This window comes from Nostoc sp. NMS7 (assembly GCF_017115085.1).
GTDB lineage: Bacteria > Cyanobacteriota > Cyanobacteriia > Cyanobacteriales > Nostocaceae > Nostoc.
Genome location: NZ_JABXKJ010000050.1, coordinates 1 through 23,382, shown reverse-complemented (window position 1 = coordinate 23,382; position 23,382 = coordinate 1). Strand labels below are relative to the sequence as shown.

Genomic DNA, 23,382 nt, shown 5'->3' with positions numbered 1-23,382 from the left:
CAATCCGGTGTGACCCTTTGTATCCTCTTATTTTTCTTCCTATCCCCTATTTATTCAGCGGATACCAACTTTATTAGGTCAAATAGCATTCACACCCCGGCGACCAAAGAAAAGTCATCTAATTGCGATCGCAACTGAAAATATAGCATTTTCTAGTCTGGTGAGGTACAGTAACAACAATGAGTAAACCAATTACGGATATCATTTAGAGAGACTTTACTAAACGCTTATTCAATAGCTTTAGCTAAGTCTGGATAATTTATGGCAGAGATAGAACGGAGTATACTCTTAATTTTCGACCAACAATTTTCAATTGGTGAAAAATCAGGAGAGTCTGGTGGAGTAGGGTGCGTTACACTGAGTTAACCCACCGATCTTAATTGTAAAGATATGCGAGATATTATCTAAACATTTCTTATAGAAACTGCCATGTCTTCTCTAAAGACCCATTCCCAAATGCTATATGAAGCTGATTACTTGCAATGGATAGAAACGACTGTGGAAAAATTGCAAAGTCAAGACTACGCCAACGTGGACTGGGAAAACCTCATTGAAGAAATTGCCGACATGGGAAAGAGTGAGCGTCGGAGTCTTAAGAGTAATCTGATTGTAATTCTAGTGCATTTGCTCAAATGGCAATTCCAACCGGAAAAAAGAAGCGGAAGTTGGGAAGGAAGCATTATTGAACATCGTAGACGTGTTATGGAGGCTCTAGATGATTCACCTAGTCTTAAATCCTATCTTGAGATCGTTTTTGCCCAGTGTTATGCACAAGCGGTTAAGCAAGCAAAAGCTGAAACTGGTTTGTCAGTGGAATCCTTTCCTGTGGTGTGTCCATACCAGCTACCAGAAGTCACAAATGACCAGTTTTTACCTCATTAAGCACTAAATCGGGCATGTGCCGCTTCACTACTCTCTATAGTTATGTATCTCCATTCCCTACTATTGACTTCTACCTAAAGAATGATATATAATAAAATTTGCATAGAAGGGGAGTAGCTGCTGGCTAAAAAAATAAAAAGCCAGTACATCTGAATCAACATACTGGCGATGAGCCTGGTTCAGATGGCAAATAATCAATATTTGAAAGCGAGACCTTCACTAAGTTCACACCGAAAAGTGTAAACTTGGTGAGGTCTTTTGGCTCTCATCAAGCTTCACATCGATAAACGATTCTTCAGGAGCTTGAGAGAATGTTAACAGCTTTTACCGCAGCTTTATTACTAATTACAGTTTCAGAACTAGGCGATAAAACATTTTTTATTGCTGTGATTTTGGCAATGCATCACCCGCGGCGGCTGGTATTTATAGGTGTGACAGGTGCTTTAGCCGCGATGTCAATCCTTTCGGTGCTATTTGGACAAGCGGTATCTTTGTTGCCAAAAGTTTATATTCATTACGCCGAAATAGCTTTATTTATTGCCTTTGGTATCAAACTGTTATATGACGCTAGTAAGATGTCCCCTGCTGCTTGTGATACAGAAGTTGTCGAAGAAGCTGAAGCTGCGGTGAAAAAAGCAGATTTGCAGCTACCAAAGCAAAAGACTTCGTTGGCAATTGTAATAGAAGCCTTTGTGTTGACATTTATGGCAGAGTGGGGCGATCGCACGCAAATTGCCACCATTGCCCTAGCAGCAGGTAATAATCCAATTGGAGTCACAATAGGTGCAATTTTAGGACATGCCATTTGTGCTGCGATCGCAGTTATCGGCGGTAAAATGATTGCCGGACGCATTTCCGAGCGTCAGCTCACCCTGATTGGCGGATGCCTGTTTTTGGTCTTTGGTGTCGTTGCAGCCATTGAAGGAGCGTGAGGGGAAGAAGTAGGGGAGCAGGGAGCAGGGGGAGTGCGGAGAGAGCGAGAAGAAATAATAACCAATGCCCCATGCCCCATGCCCCATGCCCAATGCCCAATGCCCCACTCCCCATTCCCTAATGCCCATTACTTAGGAGTACTTTCCACTGAAGGCGCAGGAGATGCAGCAGGATTAGGAATGGGGGAAGCTGTTGCTGCTTTATTAATTTCGTCTTTGTACTGAGCAGGTGCTAAAGCTGCGGCACGATCAAAGAAAGGTTTTGCATCTGCGTTTTTACCCTGTTGTTTCAGGAGCATCGCTTTTGCCACAACGGGGCGAAAATCTTTGGGATCTTTCTTAATTGCCTGATCATATACAGAGCTAGCTTGAGCGTAGCGTTTCTGGGAAGCGTGAACAGAACCTAACAGCACTTGCACAGCGACTGTATCTACACTTCCAGGCTGAATTTTATTTATTTGGGCTGCGTTAGAGAGAGTTTCTTGCAACAAACCAATGGCTGCTTCAGGGCGTTGCTGATTTATCAACAGAGACACCATTCCTTGCAAAGCCTTCAAATCGCCCGGTTTAGTGGACAAAATCGAGCGATAAGCTTGAGCGGCTCCTTCGCGATCGCCAATTTGCTGTTTAGCTTGAGCCAGTAGCACTGAATATTCTGATTGTTGGGGATTCAGCTTGGCTAATTTTTCTAGGGGTTCAATGACGACTTGGATATCAGCTGGTTTAATCTCACTTTTTTCTTTTTGACTGAGTAATTGTAGCCGCGCCTGTAATAGACCCTTAAGCGCAGTCTGATTTTCTGGTTCCCTTTGCAAAACTAGCTCATAACCCCGTACTTCGTCTTCCAATTTTGATTTTTGGTCAACTGAGGGCAAACTGCCTTTGGTGCTAGCGATATTCTGGTTTGAGGATGGCGTATTATTAAATGCTCCAATTATGGGAATCACCGAAACACCCACAAAAGCAAGAATTGCCAGCGCCAAGACGACTTGAACTATCCAGCGATTGCGTGTTTGAGTCACAGTTTTGTCTTTCTCCTAAACTCTAATGACATTATCATTTACACAAATCGTAAAGTTAAAAATTTCCAAAACTTTGCGGAATACCGCCAACTGCCTGTGAATTTTATAACAATTAACTATCCACACTGCTAAAGTAAGTGATGACTTTAGGAGGAGCCGTCAGAACTGTAGCTATGATATGCTTCCGAAACTAGTGTCAAGCCGCTAAATTACACATTTAGTGTATAAACACTAAATTTAGCGCCTTTAGGATTGTGTAGAGTACTCTGGTGTGACTTTGTGAAAAGTAAATATACTTTCATCAGTCGCACAAATGCTCTTTCCAGCTGCCTTTGTAAAATCCCACAATGGGATGTGTCTCCGCCGCAAGGAGTTTTTATGAATTCCGACCTGATGCCGTTGCCTGAATCCTCCAATTCTTCTGCCTCTAACCAAAGCCCAACTAACGTAGAGACAGCCGCCAATGTTCATATAGCAGCCCAGTCCTCTAAAGAAGTTGAAAATTCGCCTGTCAACCCCATTGAGACTGACTCAAATGGGAACTTGGTCAATCGACAGCAACCGATTCCGCCTCCCAGTGAGCCGATGCAATATCGAGCGATCGGGTTAGTCCGGGGTCGCTATCATGCTAGTAGCGAACAATTTACTCAAGGTACACTGCTAACCGCAGATGGTGTAGAACTCAATGCCGTCCTCCTAGGCCGGATTATGAGTTTAGTCAAGAATCACCTAGACTTAGAAAAAGAACACTTGTGGGTGGTATATCCACGGACTAGACAAGAAAATGATACCTTGCACATCCAAATTGTCGGAGTTTGGGAGCCAGAAAATCTGGCTAAAAACTCAATAGATGAGGAAGAGCCAAATTTGGAGTTGCAAGAGTTACAAACACCCGATGATGGCTTATCGGAAAACTCTGAATTAAGTACAACTGCCCTGATACCCTCATCAGAAGTTGCAGATGGTGGTTTTTCTGTTCGTGGTGAAGTAGTATACCAGTCTTTTGATGCTAAGAGCTTGGTAGTCAAAATTAGGCAGGCTCCACGGAAATCAACTGATAAACCCAAGTATTTTAAGTTGAAATTGAGGGGTGTGCTAACCACCAAAGCAGTGGGAAAATTTTGGGACTTCCAAGCCAAGCGGGAAGCTGACGTTTTGGTAGTAGAAAAAGCTGAGGCGATCGCTGATTTGCCCAAAAAACGCAAACCACCATTCAAAGGTGCCCCTCGTGCTGGCGGTGGTGGTGCTGGTGGTGCTGGTGGGAGAAAACCATTCCCCCCCAGACGCACTGGCGAAACCCCGCGTCCGATCAAGAAAACAGGCGCAGGTGGCGACCCCTCTGTGGTGTCAAAACCTATACCAAAAACGCCCGCTCCTAAGCCCATCAAGCGACCGAAACCGACTCTTGAGTAGGGTATAGGGCATGGAGCATTGGGAAGAGACAAGGAAGACAAGGGAGAGGGGAGAGACAAGGAAGAAACTTAACTTGTTCAATTAATTCTTCCTTGTCCCCCTTGTCCCCCTTGTCCCCCTCATCCCCCTCATCCCCCTAAAAATCTGTCCGCCGATCTTGGGGTAGAAAAGCTCGATCCATTGGAATTGGGGCAACTGCTTCTGTGAGGGTAAATGTACCTGCTTCGATCCACTTTTTCAACTCTAGGGCGACTTGCCTAGAAAAAAACAAACTCGCTAAGGGGGCAACACGTACTGCTTTGCCCTCAATGGTGATCCGCCCAGATTTTAGTTGGGCGTAACTCACCAAACCAAAGGTAGGACGGACGCGCCTGGGAATGGAAAAATCCACTATTGGGGCTACTAAGTCTTGATCTTGCACGGCACAGTGTTCAACTACCTGTTCATTTAATACAGGGAGTGGTACACCAACGCCTAACATCAATGAGGGTCCATAACTTTTGAAGTAACACCCTCGTATCCAATGAGCATCCATTTGCTTGGCATCACCAATTAAAGCTAAAGTGGCACAAGGCCCAATCGGTGTACGATTAGCTAAACGCTTTTGTAAGGGGAAGTGCTGAGTGCCTTCCCAAGCGACATAGCCAACACCACCGCCTAAAAAAATTCGAGTACCTATACCAACGAGTTGCAAATCGGGGTCGTTGAGTAAGGGAGAAATCGCACCGGGGTTCGAGTAAACGGCATTTCCCAGACGCGGTTGTAAGGGTCCGAGATAGGTGAAGAGGGGGCGATCGCCACCATTTACACCAACAATAAAATTTTGATAAAGATTGCGCGGATTAAATAAATAAAACTGATTAATCGTTTCACTGGTGACAGTAGTTTCAAAATTTGCTCTGGGGTAACAATCTGTTACTTGTCCTTGCGCTTTTATGTGTATAGGTTTACCAGCGATCAAATCTTCGATTACATGACCACCGCCACGTTCTCGGACTTCTTCCCCGTCCATCGTCTCCACAGCAGAACTGGCACCCAAATATAAATCTACTGCCCCAAAACCAGAGTATGCTGGCACGCCATCTAACCAGCAACGGCGAATTTTTATCGGCGGGTCAGTGTGTCCCAGATTGATAATTGCACCACTTGATTCCATCGGCTCAAAAGTGCCAGTGGTAATTACATCAACTTCTTTAGCAGCTTTAGTAACACCGATTTCTACAACTCGTGCTTTTAATTCTTCAGTTGTCAATACTACCGCACGTTGGCGGCTGATTTTCTCGTTAATTTCTGCAATTGTTCGCATTTTATCAGTGCTAGTGCTTCCTGCTGTCTTCCTTTTTGAAGGATATCTTGATAATAGGGAATGGGCTTGCCGTGAGCGTAGCCGAATGGAAGTAGGGAAAAGAAATTTTCATTGCTCCTTGTGAGCGCAGATCCTGGATTCTCTTGTATAATTTGCTCTCGAAATAGTTAACAATTTAGTAGTACTAAGTACTACTGCCCTGTAGATTTGGCACGATTTTTGCATAAGAGTATTGTGACCTCAGCCCAATATGCTTAGGCGTATTGTTCCATAGCTCACCAAATATTACTAAAGATTTATGCAAAAGCAGCGAAGACCAAGTAAGAAGAGTTTGCGATCGCTTGATTACTTGAATGTGTTTCTCGCAGATGTGCGCGATGGTGTTGGGCCATATCTGAGTATTTACCTGAAAGCTTCAGAAAATTGGAACCCTGTTCAGATTGGAATGGCGATGTCAGTTTCGACAATTGCCACAGTTATTGCCCAAACACCAGCTGGTGCATTGGTTGACAGGCTACGCCAGAAACGGATGTTGATTGTACTGGCGGCTGTGTTTGTTTCTATCGGCTGTATCGCTATAGGCTTGTTCCCCAATTTGCCTGTTGTCATCGGTTCTCAGATCACGATCGGGATTGCAGCAGCTATTTTCCCACCTGCGATTACTGCGATTACTCTGGGACTTGTAGGACATGAGAGATTAGATCGGCGGGTAGGTCGTAATGAAACATTTAATCATGCAGGCAATCTGCTAGCTGCTGTTCTTGCTGGTTTAGCAGGTTACTTTATTGCACGCAAGGCAATATTTTTTCTGGTTGCAGCTATGGCTGTGGGCAGTATTATTTCGGTAAGAATGATTCGTGAAAGAGAGATTGACCATGAACTAGCGCGTGGAGATGGTGAAGAGGGCGAGGAGGAAGATAAAGAAAAACATCAACAGCGCTATGAAGGCATATTGCAATTATTAAGCGATCGCAAAATCCTTTTTTTTACTATTGCAGTAGTTCTGTTTCACTTTGCCAATGCTGCTATGTTACCGCTAGTTGGTCAAGAATTGGCGCAGGGTAAAGGGGCAAGTGACACAGTTTATATGTCTGCTTGTATCATTGTCGCTCAGTTAGTAATGATTCCAGTGTCCAACTTGGCTGGGCGTTTCGCAAATGCAGCCCGAAAACCCATATTTCTACTTGGCTTTGCCGTCTTACCGATTCGCGGAGTGCTGTATACGCTTTCAGACAATCCCTATTTTCTCGTTTCTGTGCAAATTCTGGATGGTATTGCAGGCGGGATTTTTGGTGTGCTTTCAGTGTTGATGGTAGCTGATTTGACTAAAGGCACAGGACGCTTTAATGTTACCCAAGGGATGCTCAACACTGCCATTGGTGTTGGTGCGGGTTTGAGTAATGTATTAGCTGGGTTCGTGGTTAAAAGTGCTGGTTATAATGTTGGTTTTTTGATTTTAGCAGCGATCGCAGTTGTGGCTTTAGGAGTTTTTTGGTTCTGTGTACCTGAAACAAAAACAGGAGTTAATAGAAAAGCATCACCTCAAAATAATCTAGCGAAATCATGATTGTTTTCAGATACATCATCATTGGGCTGACTTATATAGGTTTGAGTTTAGGATATCTACCTGGTTTGCGGATGAACCGAGCCAGTATTGCTTTAGTTGGTGCATCTTTGCTGATGGCATTCGGGGTATTAGACCTCAAAGAAGCATGGCAAGCGATAGACTATAAAACGCTGATTTTCCTGTTTGGCATGATGGTAATCAGCACAAACTTAGCTTACGCTGGTTTTTTCCAACTAACTCTTGATACAGTTACACACTTTACTCGCAGCCCTTTGGGTTTGCTGGTTGTTTTAACTTTTGGCAGTGGGATTCTCTCCGCTTTTTTTCTGAATGATACCATCGCTCTAATTCTGACTCCTTTGGTTCTTGGTTTAACCCAAACTTTGAAACTCAATCCTATTCCTTACTTACTTGCTTTGGCGGGAGCAACTAATCTGGGTTCAGTGGCTACCTTAAGTGGCAATCCGCAAAATATTTTGATTGGTTCCTTCTCTGGTATCAGCTATCTCGATTTTGCTAAAGCATTGACTCCCATCGCATTAGTAAGTTTGTTGATTCAAATTGGGTTACTCTGGTGGCTTTATCCTGATGTCCGTTCAACTAAGTCTTGTCCGAGTGTAACCCCCGTGCGTTACCGCATATTTAAACCGTTACTTACTAAAAGCCTATTGATAACCGGAGGACTATTAATTGCATTCTTAATTGGAATGCCCCCAGCCCAAGCAACACTTGTAGCTGCTAGTTTACTGTTTATTACTAGGCGAATCAAACCGCAACGAGTTTTAAATAAAGTAGATTGGGATTTACTGGTGATGTTTTCTGGACTGTTTATTGTGACTGCTGGAGTGGAAAAATTAGGAATATTGAATGTATTTAGCGGTTTAGTTCATAGTCCCCTGAGCATGTTAGGAGTTACGGCTCTGCTTTCAAATTTAGTTTCTAATGTTCCAGCCGTATTGTTATTACAACATTTACTTCCCCATCCAGACACAAAAACCTGGTTACTATTAGCAGCAGGTTCTACTTTGGCAGGTAATCTAACTTTGTTAGGTTCAGTTGCTAATTTAATTGTTGCTGAGGCTGTGGCAAAACTTGGTTATCAGTTGTCATTCTGGGAACATTTACGTTTTGGTCTACCGCTAACTGTCGTGACTCTTATCCTGGCTTATTATTGGATTTAGTTTAGGACTTACGCACGAGTTAGGGATAACGAACCGCAGAGGCGCAGAGAAATCAGAGTTTGAGAGATATTTTGCCTAAGTCCTATTGTCATTGGTCAACAATCAAACTTAAAATTTCAGGTTCAAAGGTGCAATGTTCAAGCTTAAAGGCTCAACTTCCAAGCTCAAAGCCTCAACTTTCATGTTTCACGAGACTTCCCTGCTTCTCATCTACTTACAGCAGATTTCAAGTTGGTAAAGTACACAAACTAAGTACAGAATTCCATAAGTTCATAGCGAATAAAAATTGGCAAAACTCAGCGCGACGGCAGTCGCTACAACGGGGGGAACCCCCGCAACGCGCTGCCTCCCCTCTGCGCTTCCCTCAGCGTCCCTCTGCGTTTAAAAAAGCTACGAATTTCGGAAATGCGATACTAAGTCTCAAAACTAGGCATAAAGCGTGCTTTAGTTCTGAATTCACCAATTCTGACTCCTGAATTCTGCTGTATCAGTCAACTTCCGGTAATGTGATGACTTCATCCCGGCAATTTTACGGTATTTTGTGACTGTTCTGCGAGTGATTGGCAGACAAAATCTGATTTTTAAAAGCTGGGCTAATTGCTCATCAGTATAAGGATTGGCGGGTGATTCTTCTGCAATTAACTGTAATAGCATCTGTTGGATTTGTTGAGGAGTACGTCCGCCTACTCCTACAGGAACACATAGTGAATGCAACGGAATTATCCGACTGTTTTGGTCACAAACTAATATATACCGTCCCCGCACAATCCGGCTGACTGTAGAGTTACTCAGTCCCACCGATTGAGCTACTAATTGCTGAGGGGTAGACACCAAATCTAATTTATCCCGACTCTGCAAAAAAGCTTGCTGACGCTCAACTAAAAATTTACCAACTTTGATCAGATTTTCCTGCCATTGTTGCAAAGCTGTGAGTAAACTTCTAGCTTGTTGTAATAATACTTCTAGTTGTTGGCTATCTCGCCTTGCTTTCGGTGATTCCTGCAAAAGCTTAATGGCTTCAGAATTTAGACAAAAACGTTGTTTGACTTCATAGGCTAAAGAAATTTGCCAACTTTCAGCTATTAACTCAACTTTTAAATCAGGGGTGACGATGGGAGCATCGCTACCACCGAAGTTTCTGGCGGGACGGGGTTCTAATTCTTGAATCTCATGAATAGCATCGGTGATTTTCTCGATGTCAATATCAATGTTTTGGTGATTTTGGTGCAGTTTTTGCAAAAGTACTTGACAATTGTGCTTTGACTCTAAAGAATTACCAATACAATTTGATATGTCTTCTAAATAATTTTTAACTAGTATAAAAGCTAGGCTTTCAGGCTGGTCTTTGAGTTGTAATAACAGACATTCTTGCAGGGAGCGCGTACCAATTCCAGGTGGATCTAAACTTTGAAGGAGAGGCACAACAGCTTCTAGTTCTTTTGGACTCCAGATACTACCATTTGCCCAAGTTTGTGGAGTTTCTTCTAAGTAACCAGAGTTTGATAACCACTGAGTTAAATAGGTTAAGGCTTCACGTTGTCTGGATGGTATTGATAAAGCTGATATTTGTCCAAAAAGATGCTCGCTTAAACTTAATTCCTGTGCGGTGGGACTATACCAATTAGGTAGAATATCGTCTAAAAGTACTTCGCTGCTCTGGAAATCAGAATTTTCTATTATAAATGGATTGTGTTTAGATTCTTCTCGAAGATAGTCGAATACTCGTTTACTATCCCACGGCAAAAAGCGAACTAAATACCGTAGAGTTGGGTAAATAACAGTTTGAGTTTCTAGGTGGGTTTCTAGTGTAGATGCTGAGTTTAAGGAATTCATTAGTTAGGAGTTAGGAGAGACGCGATTAATCGCGTCTGTACAGGAGTTAGGAGTTAGGTCAAATCATCACTATAAATCAATCCAGTTCAGTTAAGCATTTCTTCCTTCTCTCCCTTCTCGTTCTTTGCGTCCTTTGCGGTTCGTTAAAAAAATTGACTTTGATAAAGAGTTAAGCCTTAACTGAATCCTATTGCTCTATAAATTCCATTGTTTCTTTTTTTGCTCAAAGCTTTCGGCGGAAATTCCTAATGCTTTGTGTGGTTCTTGGGGATAAAGAGCTAAAGCATGGCGGATAAAGTTGATTTCTAACTGAGCGATCGCTTGTTCTAAGTTCAAGTTCATCTGATATTCTTGATTAAAAATGAGATGCTCTGAAAGAATTGTTCTTCCTCCAGAAAAAACTGCTGCTCTCTCTAAAGTATTTTGCAGTTCTCGCACATTCCCTGGCCAACCGTAATCTCTCAGTTTTTCTAGGGCGGTTGAGGCGATCGCTAAATTTTTAATTCCATTTCTCAGAGCAATATAACTTAAAAAATGTTGGGTAAGTTGTTCTAAATCTTCGGGGCGATCGCGCAAAGGTGGTAGTTCAATCCGTACTACATTAAAACGATAGTAAAGGTCTTCTCGAAACTGATTCAGGCGAACCAATTGCTCTAAGTTCCGATTGGTAGCAGCTAAAATGCGGACATCTACAGTTTTGGTTTGGTTGCTACCCAAGCGCTCGAAGGATTTATCCTGTAATACTCGCAACAATTTTCCTTGAATGATTTGGCTCAATTCTCCGACTTCATCCAAAAAAATTGTGCCGCCATTGGCCTGTTCAAATCGACCAATTCGCAAGTGATTAGCTCCAGTGAAGGCTCCTTTTTCGTGACCAAATAATTCTGCTTCTAACAAATGTTCTGGAAGGGCTGCACAGTTAACTTTTACCAAAGGGCCACGACTGCGAGGGCTAGCATTATGCAGTGTGGAAGCGACTAACTCTTTGCCCGTACCTGATTCTCCGATAATCAAAACTGTGGTGTTTCCTTGGGCAAGTCTACCAATGAGTTTAAAGACTTGTGCCATTTTAGGCGATCGCCCCAACAGTTCTTCTGGCTGTCCGAGATTTTGGGTATTTGCTTCACCAATTTGCTCGGCTGATGCTTGAGAATGAGCTAAGGCTTTTTGCGCCAAGTTGACTAAATCTTCTAAATCGAAGGGTTTAGTTAAGTAATCATAGGCTCCCAATTGCATAGCTTCAATGGCTGTACGACTTGTCCCATAAGCTGTCATCACAATTACCGGCAGTTCAAACAGAATTTTACTACCTAAAGCTTTCAGAACAGCACTACCCTGAGTTTTGGGCATTTTTAAATCTAGAAACACCAAGTCAGGACGAGATGTGGTATCCTGCTGAATTATCTTCAGTCCTTGCTCTCCGTCTGCCGCCTCGACTACGGCGTGACCTTCATCTTTTAAAATCTGCGCCATCGCTTGACGCAAAGCTTTTTCATCATCAATAATCAAAATCTTAGCCATCGTTTTGATTCTTCGGTAAATAAACGCTAAAAACGGTGCAACCCGGTTGAGATTTCAAATCAATATGCCCTCCGTGTCGCGTGACAATCTCGTGGCTAATCGCTAAACCTAAACCTGTTCCTTGGGGTTTTGTGGAATAAAAAGGATCGAAAATGCGATCGCGTTCTTCTGGTGCTAAACCTGCGCCAGTATCTTTTACCCAAGTTACTAAGTAGTCTTGCTCTTGGTTTACACCAACCTCAACTTCGCTTTCCGGTGGACTAGCTTGGATGGCATTTAAGATTAAGTTAACCATTACCTGTCCTAACTCCCGGCGGCGTAGTGGTACTTGGGGCAAAGGTTCAGCAGCAGAGCGATAAAAAAGCGTTACTCCCTGTTCTTCAGCTTTCAGACGCAACAGAGAAACTGATTCAGAAGCGATCGCTTCTAGAGAAGTAGTTACCATTTCTTCTTGCTGATTTTGGTCAAAATATAATAGCCGTCGCACTAGCATCTCTAAACGGTCTACTTGTTCTAGTAAACTAGCGATCGGTAAAGTCGTAATGCCCTGCTTTTTTAATTGTCGTTCTGTATATTGCAAATTGAGGCGCATACTAGCTAGGGGATTACGGACTTCATGAGCTACCCCCGCTACCAGTTGTCCCAGAGAAGCCAAGCGCTCAACTCGGTGCAGGCGCTGCTCTAACTCTTGGCGGCGGTATTGCATACTATTAATTGCAGTTCCCAAAAGTCCCATTTCTGCGGGGAGGGGAGGAATTAGCGAAGCTTTATCCTCTTCCATAGCCTTAATACTTTGCTGGAGTCGCTGCACTCCCCACTGAAGTTGTAAGGCAATATAAAAAGTCCAAGCTCCCACAACTAAAATTCCTAAAACCACGAAAACACTTAAAACTTTTTGATTACTATCTTCTAGATGAGGCATACGTTTCATTGTCCACACTGCACCCCACAAAGGTAGAGGATCAGCACGCATTATCAAGATATCTAGACCGGGGTGCAATACTAATTCCTGGGGTAAACCTTGGCTTGTGGCTCTCCGAGTCAATTGCAAAATTGTGTCTCGCTCAACGGGAGGAATATCTTTTTTGGGGACAGGACCTCCGTGGGTAGGATAGGCATAGCCTAAAAGCTGGTCTTGTTGCAGCAGATAAAATCCCCCTTCTACCCTTGGGAAAGCAGTTAGGACTTCATTTGAGAGTTCCGCCAACGGCTTGCTTGACTGCTCACCTGGCTTTGGTATTTGCCCAAGATTTGATTCCCAAAACAGCTTAATTAATCTGGTGTTGGCAAAAGCTAATTCTCTCTGATTTCTGGCAACAACAGCACCTTCCAAGCTTTGAAATAGTTGTACAACTAACCACAAAGCAGCTCCACTTAAACCTAAAAAAAGGATGCTGAGGATTGTTAGCTGTCGCCGGAGTGTCCAACGTTGAGTTAACACAATAGGTTGCATGGAATAAGCGTTAGAACTTCTAGAAGTGCAAAAAATATGCCAAATTCCAGTCGCTCATTCTTCATCCTGCGTGACTAACTGGCGAGTGTGTTGTATCTATGGCACGAGTTTTGCATTCTTACAGTTCTAGTTAGCGATTAAATTCAGTTGAAGCAAATGAATAACTCCAAAATTCGCATTCCTAAAGAAATCGCTCCCGATATTTTCGCTCTAGCGGCTCAGTTGTATGCCCAAGAAAATCAGGATTATTCTTTAGAAGAGATTATGCAAGCTGGGGCAGAAGTCCAAATTCCTCCAGAGGTGATTCAGCAAGCTATACAGCAGATTCAAGCCAAGCAAATCCGAGCTAGCGATCGCCAACGCAAGTTAAAGTTAATTTTAACTAGTGGCGGCATTGGAGCAGCGATCGCACTTTTCGGTTTTTGGACGTACAATACTGTTGCTAGTAATGCTACACCAAACGGGCGATCGTTAGAAAGTAATCTCCCAAGTGCCAATTTACCCAATGCTAATCGTCTAGATATTCCCCCAGCACCTCCACCAGGATTACCCCCCGCAACGGGAACCACTTTCACCGGAGAAGTAAAACAGTATCTTCTCAACCCTGAAGGTAAGGTAGATGGGCTATTACTCAATAACGGGCTACAGGTGAAATTTCCTCCCCACATGGGCGACAGTTTGGTGGGAATAATTACCCCAAACACAAAGGTAAGCATTTTTGGTGATCCTGGCTTTTCGACTCGCTTCGGACAGGAAGTGAAAGCCCAAAGAATCACCAATTCTCAAACTGGAGAGACTTTAGTCGAACAACCGCCCACAACAGCGCCCCAACCCCCCACCTTGATCAACTACAGTACTTTCTCTGCGGAGGGAACTGCTCAAAATTGGTTGGTGGGACATCGAGGAGAGATTAACGGCGTCATTATCTCTAATGGCACTATTGTCAAGTTCCCGCCCCATGTAGGCGAACAGCTAGCCACTATGGGGAATATCGGAGACAAAATTCAAGCCAAAGGATTTGGCACTCGCAATCGTTACGGACAGATTCTAGAAGCCACAGCGTTATCAGTTAATGGTCAACCTGTATCTTTGCAACCAAAAGCCATCACCGTCCCCTAATACCATTGACAAAAATCTTTTGTAGGGGGTGGGTGTTAGGGACTTTTGCAAGAGGTTTATTGGTAGTTTTACTTTTCGATATTCAGGTGGCTAGCAAAAAATGAGGGCACAGCTAACTTGTCAAGTTACCAATACCCTCACGTAGCTAAACTAAGTTTTTGCAGTAGCGTATAAGTCTAAGTTACTGCCTGAGCAACTACTCCCGAAAGTGATTCCTTTACCGCTTGCTTCAACAACTCGGCTTTATCGGTCTGTTCCCAAGGCAAGTCTAAATCAGTCCGCCCAAAGTGACCGTAAGCCGCGACGTCCTGATAAAAACGTCCGCCTCGTTCACTTGGTAAGTTACGTAAGTTGAAGGTATGGATAATCCCCGCCGGACGCAGTTCAAAGTGCTGGTTGATTAATTCCAGTAAGGTTTCTTCATCCACTTTGCCGGTGCCAAAAGTATCCACCAGAATGCTTGTTGGTCGCGCTACGCCAATCGCATAGGATAGCTGGATTTCAACTTTGTCTGCTAACCCGGCGGCGACAATATTTTTCGCCACATAACGAGCCGCATAAGCCGCAGAGCGGTCTACCTTCGTGGGGTCTTTGCCAGAAAAAGCGCCGCCACCATGCCGTGAATAACCACCGTAGGTGTCAACGATTATTTTCCGTCCGGTCAAACCAGAGTCTCCCTGAGGACCACCAACGACAAATTTGCCAGTGGGGTTGACTAAAAAACGTGTTTCCTGATTAGGCTTAATGTCAATGTCGCCAAAAACAGGTTCGACCACTGCTGCCCAGAGGTCTTGTTTAATTTTGGCTTGTACTGCCGCCTCATCTGTGATTTCCCCAATAGTGGCTGTATGCTGGGTGGAAATCAGGATAGTATCAATGCCTACGGGGCGTCCGTCTTCGTAGACTACAGTTACTTGGGTTTTGCCGTCAGGACGCAGGTATGACAATTCACCCGTTTTGCGGACTGCTGCCAATCGGCGGGCAATGCGATGAGCGAGACTGATGGGTAAGGGCATCAGTTCTGGTGTTTCGTTGCTGGCAAAGCCAAACATTATACCTTGGTCGCCCGCACCAATTTTGTCGAATAGTTCATCACTATCTTGCTCGCGGCTTTCATGGGCGGTGTTAACGCCTTGGGCAATATCGGGTGATTGTTCGTCTATAGCCAGCAGAACGCTGGTGCTGTTAGCAGAAAAGCCATTATCAGCATTGGTATAGCCAATTTCGGCAATTTTTTTACGAGCGAGATTGACGAAATTTACATTGGCTTTGGTGGTTATTTCACCAGTGATTAGCACCAAACCAGTGTTAACTACTACTTCAGCAGCAACACGGCTGCTGGGGTCTTGTGTCAGTAAGGCATCCAGAATGGTATCAGAAATCTGATCGCAGATTTTATCTGGATGACCTTCGGTGACTGACTCGGAGGTAAATAGATATCGACGAGACAAAGGTAATTCCTCCTGATTTGAATTTTTTTTGCTGACTAAATGTCGGTATTTAGTTCAACTACTAATTTCTGAAATCATAACAATATTTATACTTCAGTAGTTAGTATCTTCTTGATATTGATAAAAACCACTAGTTATAAGGTAAGCATCTGTAAAGAAGATAAATTTATGCTGATTATTTTGTGGAAAGAATGTATTTAATAACACAAAAAAAGGGGACACTCAGAAGCGCCCCCACAAGCTTTTAAACCTGAACCGCTAATTTTGCTTCTGTAGCTGTCAACCGCTCATAGGCAGCACGCATCTTCAAACCTGTAAGCACTTGGAAGAAACCAGTTCCATTATTGGAGCCTGGATACTCGCGGTGCTGGAGTAACAAGTGAGTTAATTCACCTTGGTATTTGGTGGATGTATTGCTGAGATGGGTTTCAATATAAATTACTTCTTCCAAGTTATCAAATTGACCATCTACCTCTAATACTGAGACATAGCGACCGTAGTACACATCTGAACCGTAGTACAGTTGCATACCAGGGTAAGAACAGGTCAGCTTGCGTCCACAGGGAGTCCAATTAATTGTTGAGCCTTCATCAAACAGGTAGGTTGGCTCAAAGCCTTCCTTATCTTCCCGTTGGAGCATACGCACTCTTAAGACTCGGCGCTCCGTATCGTTTTTGATCAAGTTGGTGGGTAATACCTGAAGAACTACATCGGCAAATTCTCTTTGTGGTTCGATAAACTTTTCAAAGTCAGGTTTGCGGGAATTGATTTGCGCTAAAACATCTTCGTAGCGATGACCGCGTTCAGCCATATCTCGCTGAATTTTCCAGGCAATTTTGACTTCATCGCTAATGTCAAAATAAACACTGAAGTCGATTAGCGATCGCACCCGCTCATCATATAAAGGATGCAGCCCTTCCACAACTATAATCCGATTCGGCTCCACCCGTTCTGGCGGATCAAGCAAGCCGGTTTCGTGGTTGTAAATCGGCTTATCAATCCCTTTACCACTTTTGAGCGCTTTAATTTGCTCATACATCAGGTCAAAATTGTTTGCCCTGGGGTCTAGTGCCGTTATCCCGGTTTCTTTACGCTGTTTGCGATCGAGCGAGTGATAGTCATCCAAGCAGATGACTGTCATCAAATCTTCACCAAACAAATCTATCAAACGACGCAAAAACGTAGATTTACCGCACCCAGAGTCTCCGGCTACTCCAATCAGTACCACGCGTTCCGGCTTATTTGTCATAAATCTCCTCTACAATACTAAAGTTGTCTCAATAATTTTTCACACAGCAGATTTTCAAGCCAGGAGTTTACCCCTTTGGTTTATCCTGCGTTCTTGCTACCCAGCACTGCTATAAGACACCAAACGGGTAGACAACAAAGTAATAAGCTGCTACCCATCGGACTAGCCTGAATGTTGGTGCCGGTAAGTATTTAATCCTAGTGGTATATTTGATTTTAACAGAAGGGGGTATCCCATACAAGATTTGCCCTCAAGAAGAATTAGCGTGGTTTATCAATGATTTTGTTGATTTAGTTGTTAATTTAAAAATGGGGATCAGTATCGCCCATAAGTGTTGCAGCCCTGTCATTATCCTAGTTGTGACTCTAGATAATCAAGTCTATAAGGTATAATTTATTCTGGCAGCGAATTCTTTAACCTTGCTAAATTGTAATTCCGGCTCGACAATGTTTAAGATATTCAAAGCCAAAATCTATCTAACGAATGAGCCAACAACTTGCATTAGTCAAATTATTGGCTGTGAATTACTCACAGTCGGGGCTTACCTCCACCTGTGGTTAATGCAGATGGCTCTATTTCGCACGTTTCCAAAGCAAAACAACGCAGTACTAAGAAAGCAATTACTTATGTTTTGATAGATCCTAACGATCCTGATGGGAAAAATGACTTTAATTAGCACAGTTTCCGCAGGTTCAGTTCACGATTAAGTTTTTAGCTTTTTTGACAGGAATTAACTTAAAGCTAAGTCCTCTGGTGTATTGCAATTAAACAGCATTTCTGGTTCTGCTAAGGGCAAAACTTCTACAGGATATTGCCGAAGCCACTGTTGAAACGATCGCCCCCCTTGGTTGATAAACTCTAAGAGTTGTGGCAAACAGCGACGGCGATAGAACCCACATAGAGGTTCCCAGCCTTTAGGATGATCAGCTAAAGCTGCGATCGCATCATCTCCTACATTATCAAGTTTAGTTACCCAATTTTGCAACACCTCAACTCGCAACCTCGGCAAATCGCAAGCTAGCAGCAGCACCCATTCTGTTTGCACTTCGGCTAATCCTTGGGCAAATCCAACTAGAGGCCCGTGGGCTAGAGATTCTCCAGACAAAGACACTTCCCGGATAAACTGACAACTAGGCAAAAGCAAGTCTTGATAGCGTTCTGGCCAGGGAGTTATTATATAAACAGCATCAGCACAGCTTTCAGCAATCCCACAAACTCGCTGCAATAACGGCACTCCTTGAATGGGAATCAAGGCTTTATCCTGACCCATCCGAGAACTTTTACCGCCAGCTAACACAATTGCTGTTAATTTGCTACATGAGTCAATAGTCATTCGCCAAAAAAAAAGAGGATAAAAATATATCTTGCACTTGTGGGCATTACCCGCCAGCGATTCAAATCGCTGGCTAATAGCTAAAGTCCATTTCAATGGACTGAAATTCTTGTTTAGTCCTCTTTTAGAGGACTTAAGCTATTAGGCGGGGGTTTATAACCCCTGGCGGTTGAGGATCTCAATGATAATATTGAGTATTTAATCCCTCACTTGACTTTCCCGCACTTGCTGCCATAAATCCTCTGCACTTTCTGCTGGTGCAAGACACTTCAAACCTTGGCAAACTAACCCAACGCTTCCCTCTGGTAAATCAGATGTGACGGTAAACACAACCACAGGTAAATACTTGGGGATCAAAGCGTTGATTTGCTCAGTTGTGCTGCGAATCAAGGTAGAGTTACGATACCAATCCAAAGCTGTAAATAAACTGGGGCAAGCCTGGGGAGCGCGATGCATCACACTTCTAAAAGCTTTTAAGCCCTGTTCAGCTAAATCTAAATAATCTAGATTATCGGTGAGTAGGGACAGACGCACAAGGTTAGCGATCGCAATTCCATTGGCTGATGGTGTAGCATTATCAGCGTAACTCCGCTCCCGCACAATTAAATCTTGACTTGAATCATTAGATGTGTTATGATAACCAGCTAATTTTACACTCCAGAGAAATTGGTTGAATTCATCTTGGATAGCGATCGCTTTTTCTAACCATTGCTGATGCTCAGGGTTGGAAGCTTGTAAATCCAAGAGAGCTTTAATAAAAAAGGCGTAATCTTCAGACTGAGCTAAAACGCTTGGTTCACCTTGATAGTTGAGTCGGTGGAAACGCCCATCGACAAACTGATTTTCCCAGATAAAATTCGCTGCTCGTGCTGCTAATTCCAGATATAACGGTTGTTGGAAAACCCCAGCAGCCCTAGCCAGCCCAGAAATCATCAAGCTATTCCAGGCGACAATCATCTTCGTATCTGTCACCGAGGGAATGCGACCTGGCCAGTTAGCAGTTTTTGCTTCTTGGTTATTACGAGCCGGGGGAAAAGTTTCTAGTGACTCAGAACTAACGCCATAGCGAGCGGTAAACAGCTTGCTCAGTGCCGTTTCCAGCGTTGCACTCAGTTGCCCTGAATAGCGTCTTTGCAACACATTACGCCCTTCAAAGTTGCCGTTAGGTGTTACCGTAAACTGTTCTAATTCCCTTAGTTCTTCAGGTGTTAACAGTTGTTGTAGTTCGCTGTAACTCCAGACGTAAAAAGTTCCTTCTTCTGGTTCTACCGCCGTGGATTCCGTGAAGCTGTCGGCATCTTGAGCAGCATAGAAGTAACCTTCAGGCGCGGTCATTTCCCGCTTTAGCCATAATACAGTACCAGCAACTGCCCTCTCAAACGCTGGTTCTTCTACTCCTGTACTCCACAAAGAAGCCAGATACTCCACAATCTGTCCATTGTCGTAGAGCATTTTTTCAAAATGGGGTACTGTCCAAGTCGGGTCAACAGTATACCGATGAAAACCACCGCCCACATGATCATAAATGCCTCCCAGCGCTAAGTCTAGTCCCCGTTGGGTACAAACTTGCTTGCCATCATAGCGAGATTCAAAATTAAATCGAGTTCCCCGGAGTGCTAATTCTGTATAGGGAATCATCGGAAAACTGTTGCCAGATTGACTAGGAGTAATTACACCTGTGCTGATTTCCCAACCTTGGCGGAGTAATTCATGGTCTTCAAGCTCGGTTGTTGTAGAGTCTTGCATCACCGCAGACGTGAGCAGAGACTCAATAATTAGGGCTTTGCGTTGCTGTAAATCTTCTTTTTCTGTATCGTAATAACGGCGAAGGGTTTCCAAAACCTGCAAAAATCCCGGACGCCCATAGCGCGGGTCTACAGGGAAATAAGTACCAGCATAAAACGGCACTAAATCTTCTGGGGAAAGAAAAATATTCAAAGGCCAACCCCCTTGACCGCTCATCATCTGCAAAGCTTGCATATAGATGCTATCGAGGTCAGGTCTTTCTTCCCTGTCTACTTTAATGGGAAGATAATTGGCATTCATGTAGTTAGCGATCGCAATATCAGAAAAAGCCTCGCCTTCCATGACAGTACACCAATGGCAACTAGAATAGCCAATGGAGAGAAAAATCGGTTTATTTTGCGCCCTTGCAGTTGCAAGTGCTTCGTCACACCAAGGCCACCAATCAATCGGGTTTTCGGCGTGTTTGCGGAGATAGAGGCTCTTAGCTTCAGCAAGGCGATTAGTCATGATCAAATGCAAATAGTTGCCTTCTTTGCTCAGTCTACCGTGTTCCCAGGAATCTTACTGGTCTATATTGAACTCAACAAAGAAACGCTATAGTTGGGTTTATTTGCACATCTGTACAATTTATGAAACATTCTTAGTGAAAAGATCGCAATACGAAACTAACAATATTTGCTGGTGTTTCTCGCACAGGTGATGCTGTCTTTGTCTGAATTAAAGTATTTGGGCTAAGTCCTGCTATCAGGTGGAGCAAGAAGGTGATGATGGCGGCTTGTACTAATTTTTCCAGCATGGCACGTCTCTCTCTGAGTGGATAGCATTTCAAGTAAAACTGGTTATTCTAAATACACCTCGTACTATCGATTTACCGAATTTAACAAAAATAACTTAATAATTGCTGAGGGAAATCTTAAAAAAATGTTTCAAACATTACTGAATTCAAATATTACTGAATATTGAAGGTAATTCCCTAAGCAAGTCGGATTTCGGTTATTGGTCTAATCAGCACATCGCCAAGGTTGTGCAGCAAAGGCCGAGACATGAGATTGGCGACAATTGGAGTTTTTTGATTTGTTCTTCCCTAAATCGGGATATTCTCTTAGACGGCTTTTGCCGCTAAAAGTGCCCTTAGGGGTTGAATCTATTGCATAATCACCTTTTGCCCTTTGTTGGATAAGACAGAATGGCAAAGATTTACTTCTATGTACCTGGGAAGAGTAGAGATCAGCCCCAGTTTCGTGCTGTCACCGATAAAATGTATTTATAAGTAGCCACAAACACGCTTCCATGATTCCTATCGTTATTGAACAATCGGGTCGAGGTGAACGCGCCTTTGACATCTACTCACGGCTGTTACGTGAGCGCATCATCTTTTTGGGACAACAAGTTGATAACAACATTGCTAACTTGATTGTTGCCCAACTGCTGTATTTGGATGCTGAAGACCCGGAGAAAGACATTTATATGTATGTCAATTCTCCCGGTGGTTCGGTGACGGCTGGTATGGGCATTTTTGACACTATGAAACACATTCGCCCTGATGTCTGTACAATTTGTACAGGATTAGCGGCGAGTATGGGCGCTTTCCTCCTCAGTGCTGGTGCTAAGGGTAAGCGGATGAGTCTACCCCATTCTCGGATTATGATTCATCAACCTTTAGGCGGCGCTCAAGGACAAGCGACTGATATTGAAATTCAGGCGCGGGAAATTCTGTACCACAAGCGGCGGCTAAATGACTATTTAGCTGAACATACAGGTCAACCAATTGAGCGGATTGCTGAAGATACTGAACGTGACTTCTTCATGTCGCCAGAAGAAGCCAGGGATTATGGTTTGATTGACCAAGTGATTGACCGTCACGCCGCCGGTAGCCGTCCAGCAGTTGCTCTTGTTAATTAATAGTTACGATTGGTAAATGGTGATTTACCACTTTTAAACCCCAAAAATATCCCCTCTTCATAAGTGAAGAGGGGATATTTTTGGAATGGGTGGCCTGCTCAAGTATTTAATACCGATTTGGACAAAGCCTACGTCATCAGTCCTTACTAATGACTAATGACTAATGACTAATCAAAATCCCGCTATTGGGTCTGGCTCAGATTGGAGGTATTTAAGGAATCCATGCAATTCTTCTTCAGTCAGCAAAGTACGCCCTCGCTTGCCGTAGGTTTTAATTAGATGCTCTCGTCCCTGTTCTGGTGTCCAGCCTAAACGCTGAAGTTCGACATCTGTTTTAGCAATTACATCCGATAAATCCACGGGTTCAGCTTTCTTGTTTCTCTTTCCTTTCACTGACGGGGTGGCGATATCCTCTTGAGGGCTGTAACTCCGAGGTGTAAATGGTGTAACATTATTCACAGAAATTGCTGGAAAGCTTTGATTTTCCATCTGGTTATCAGAGAGTATTTCCAAGTTTTCAACTGGAGGATCAAATTCTAGCTCCCGGTTGGCACTCACAGGAAAGTTTTGACTTAAATCCTGGCTATAGTCGCTTGCTGGCAGCACAGCATTACTGTACCCGTACTCTTCGTTATTGCTTGTTACTACTTCTGGTTTAATGTTCCGTACTTTGGAAGGCGGCAGAGATATTTCTTTGTCGCTGACGACTGACCATTGATTACCGACAAAATCCCCATCTTTTGCAGAGGAATAGGCAGCAGGCTCATTTAATCCACTTTTGCTATTTAAGGAAGGGTTTAACTGCGCCGGGGAAATTGGATTTGAGGTAAATGTCACTGATTCTGGTGGCGTATTTGTAATACCCAAAACTATCAGCGCCCTAGTTCTGGCTTGGTCTTCTGCTGCTTCTACTGTTTCTGCTGCGGCCATACCCGTAGCACGGGTTACGCCTTCAATTTGCACGCTTGCCCGGACAATATATTTTCCTTGATAAATTTGCACTAATTCTGAAATCAGATTGCCCTTGGGATACAAGCTCTGGAATTGAGCCAACATAATACTGCTACCAATCTAAATATTTTTAATAACGGGGTCATACTGCCTGTATGCTCAAGCAAGGTAAGCTGCCCTTACTTTAATTTACATCTATTCGATACCCAGGATGCCTGTCAATATTACATTTTTTCATTTTTTACCGAAACAGTGCTGAATCCTGAATCAGTGTATTGGGCGACTCTGCCGACTTGTTCGCGCAGCGTCTCCCCTTCTCCCAAAGGGAGAGGCTAGCGCCAAGGGAGAAGCAACTGGCGTGCAGTTTTTCTCTTCTACTAAAATCTCAAGCGCCCACATCGTCACAGGATCTTCTGCTGGACGCACATAAGAACCATCTATTGGATTTTATAGAAGGTAAACTCCTAAGAAACACATTCCATAGCGTTGGAAATAGGGATGAGTTCTAAGCCAAAAGCTTG

General features: G+C 43.5%; 18 protein-coding genes and 1 pseudogene. 7 read left to right on the top strand and 12 right to left on the bottom strand.

Going from position 1 to position 23,382, the window contains the following annotated elements; all coding sequences use genetic code 11:
• Positions 1 to 152 precede the first annotated feature (152 nt).
• A pseudogene (locus HWQ38_RS03920) lies at positions 153 to 341 on the bottom strand (IS630 family transposase); the annotation flags it as partial.
• Positions 342 to 429: 88 nt separating this feature from the next.
• Here HWQ38_RS03920 and HWQ38_RS03915 point away from each other — a divergent pair.
• Entirely contained in the window at positions 430 to 882 is a 453-nt protein-coding gene (locus HWQ38_RS03915) for a DUF29 domain-containing protein (RefSeq protein ID WP_292790177.1), read from the top strand.
• Positions 883 to 1,193: 311 nt separating this feature from the next.
• Complete coding sequence (locus tag HWQ38_RS03910) at positions 1,194 to 1,814, top strand: TMEM165/GDT1 family protein (protein WP_292790175.1); 621 nt, start codon at positions 1,194 to 1,196, stop codon at positions 1,812 to 1,814.
• A 128-nt stretch (positions 1,815 to 1,942) separates the two neighbouring features.
• Here HWQ38_RS03910 and HWQ38_RS03905 read toward each other — a convergent pair whose 3' ends face one another.
• Entirely contained in the window at positions 1,943 to 2,836 is an 894-nt protein-coding gene (locus HWQ38_RS03905) for a tetratricopeptide repeat protein (protein ID WP_292790173.1), read from the bottom strand.
• 378 nt (positions 2,837 to 3,214) lie between these two features.
• Here HWQ38_RS03905 and HWQ38_RS03900 point away from each other — a divergent pair, with 378 nt between their 5' ends.
• Positions 3,215 to 4,249, top strand: a complete 1,035-nt coding sequence (locus HWQ38_RS03900; protein ID WP_292790171.1) for a hypothetical protein — start codon at positions 3,215 to 3,217, stop codon at positions 4,247 to 4,249.
• Between the two features lie 136 nt (positions 4,250 to 4,385).
• Here HWQ38_RS03900 and HWQ38_RS03895 read toward each other — a convergent pair whose 3' ends face one another.
• Positions 4,386 to 5,555, bottom strand: a complete 1,170-nt coding sequence (locus HWQ38_RS03895; RefSeq protein ID WP_292790170.1) for a homocysteine biosynthesis protein — start codon at positions 5,553 to 5,555, stop codon at positions 4,386 to 4,388.
• A gap of 298 nt (positions 5,556 to 5,853) precedes the next feature.
• Here HWQ38_RS03895 and HWQ38_RS03890 point away from each other — a divergent pair, with 298 nt between their 5' ends.
• The gene (locus HWQ38_RS03890) at positions 5,854 to 7,122 is read left to right on the top strand and encodes an MFS transporter (protein ID WP_292790169.1); all 1,269 of its coding nucleotides are present in this window, start codon (positions 5,854 to 5,856) and stop codon (positions 7,120 to 7,122) included.
• A complete protein-coding gene (locus HWQ38_RS03885; protein WP_292790168.1) occupies positions 7,119 to 8,303 on the top strand; it encodes an anion transporter in 1,185 nt (394 codons plus the stop codon). Before HWQ38_RS03890 ends, HWQ38_RS03885 begins: the two co-directional genes overlap by 4 nt.
• 456 nt (positions 8,304 to 8,759) lie before the next feature.
• Here HWQ38_RS03885 and HWQ38_RS03880 read toward each other — a convergent pair whose 3' ends face one another.
• The 3 genes from HWQ38_RS03880 to HWQ38_RS03870 form a co-directional block, all read right to left on the bottom strand.
• Positions 8,760 to 10,136: an RNA polymerase subunit sigma-54 gene (locus tag HWQ38_RS03880; RefSeq protein ID WP_292790167.1), complete on the bottom strand. Its 1,377-nt coding sequence runs from the start codon at positions 10,134 to 10,136 to the stop codon at positions 8,760 to 8,762.
• Positions 10,137 to 10,331: 195 nt separating this feature from the next.
• Positions 10,332 to 11,657, bottom strand: coding sequence for a sigma-54 dependent transcriptional regulator (locus tag HWQ38_RS03875; protein ID WP_292790166.1), 1,326 nt, complete (start codon positions 11,655 to 11,657; stop codon positions 10,332 to 10,334).
• Positions 11,650 to 13,110, bottom strand: a complete 1,461-nt coding sequence (locus HWQ38_RS03870; RefSeq protein WP_292790165.1) for an ATP-binding protein — start codon at positions 13,108 to 13,110, stop codon at positions 11,650 to 11,652. The genes HWQ38_RS03875 and HWQ38_RS03870 overlap by 8 nt, the downstream gene beginning before the upstream one ends.
• Before the next feature lie 156 nt (positions 13,111 to 13,266).
• Between HWQ38_RS03870 and HWQ38_RS03865 the strand changes: the two genes are divergently transcribed.
• Positions 13,267 to 14,229, top strand: coding sequence for a hypothetical protein (locus tag HWQ38_RS03865; RefSeq protein WP_292790163.1), 963 nt, complete (start codon positions 13,267 to 13,269; stop codon positions 14,227 to 14,229).
• Positions 14,230 to 14,405: 176 nt separating this feature from the next.
• Here HWQ38_RS03865 and metK read toward each other — a convergent pair whose 3' ends face one another.
• From metK to HWQ38_RS03840, 5 genes are all read right to left on the bottom strand, one after another.
• A complete protein-coding gene (gene metK / locus HWQ38_RS03860) occupies positions 14,406 to 15,680 on the bottom strand; it encodes a methionine adenosyltransferase (RefSeq protein ID WP_292790160.1) in 1,275 nt (424 codons plus the stop codon).
• 244 nt (positions 15,681 to 15,924) lie between these two features.
• Positions 15,925 to 16,929 carry a phosphoribulokinase gene (locus HWQ38_RS03855; RefSeq protein ID WP_292790158.1) on the bottom strand — a complete coding sequence of 335 codons (1,005 nt, stop codon included), beginning with the start codon at positions 16,927 to 16,929 and terminating at the stop codon, positions 15,925 to 15,927.
• Between the two features lie 730 nt (positions 16,930 to 17,659).
• Complete coding sequence (locus tag HWQ38_RS03850; RefSeq protein ID WP_292790157.1) at positions 17,660 to 18,262, bottom strand: molybdenum cofactor guanylyltransferase; 603 nt, start codon at positions 18,260 to 18,262, stop codon at positions 17,660 to 17,662.
• A gap of 198 nt (positions 18,263 to 18,460) precedes the next feature.
• Positions 18,461 to 20,515, bottom strand: coding sequence for a thioredoxin domain-containing protein (locus tag HWQ38_RS03845; protein WP_292790155.1), 2,055 nt, complete (start codon positions 20,513 to 20,515; stop codon positions 18,461 to 18,463).
• Positions 20,516 to 20,648: 133 nt separating this feature from the next.
• A complete protein-coding gene (locus HWQ38_RS03840) occupies positions 20,649 to 20,804 on the bottom strand; it encodes a hypothetical protein (protein ID WP_292790154.1) in 156 nt (51 codons plus the stop codon).
• A gap of 470 nt (positions 20,805 to 21,274) precedes the next feature.
• Here HWQ38_RS03840 and clpP point away from each other — a divergent pair, with 470 nt between their 5' ends.
• A complete protein-coding gene (gene clpP / locus HWQ38_RS03835) occupies positions 21,275 to 21,910 on the top strand; it encodes an ATP-dependent Clp endopeptidase proteolytic subunit ClpP (protein WP_292790179.1) in 636 nt (211 codons plus the stop codon).
• Between the two features lie 171 nt (positions 21,911 to 22,081).
• Here clpP and HWQ38_RS03830 read toward each other — a convergent pair whose 3' ends face one another.
• Positions 22,082 to 22,966, bottom strand: coding sequence for a hypothetical protein (locus HWQ38_RS03830; RefSeq protein ID WP_292790152.1), 885 nt, complete (start codon positions 22,964 to 22,966; stop codon positions 22,082 to 22,084).
• Between the last annotated feature and the right edge of the window lie 416 nt (positions 22,967 to 23,382).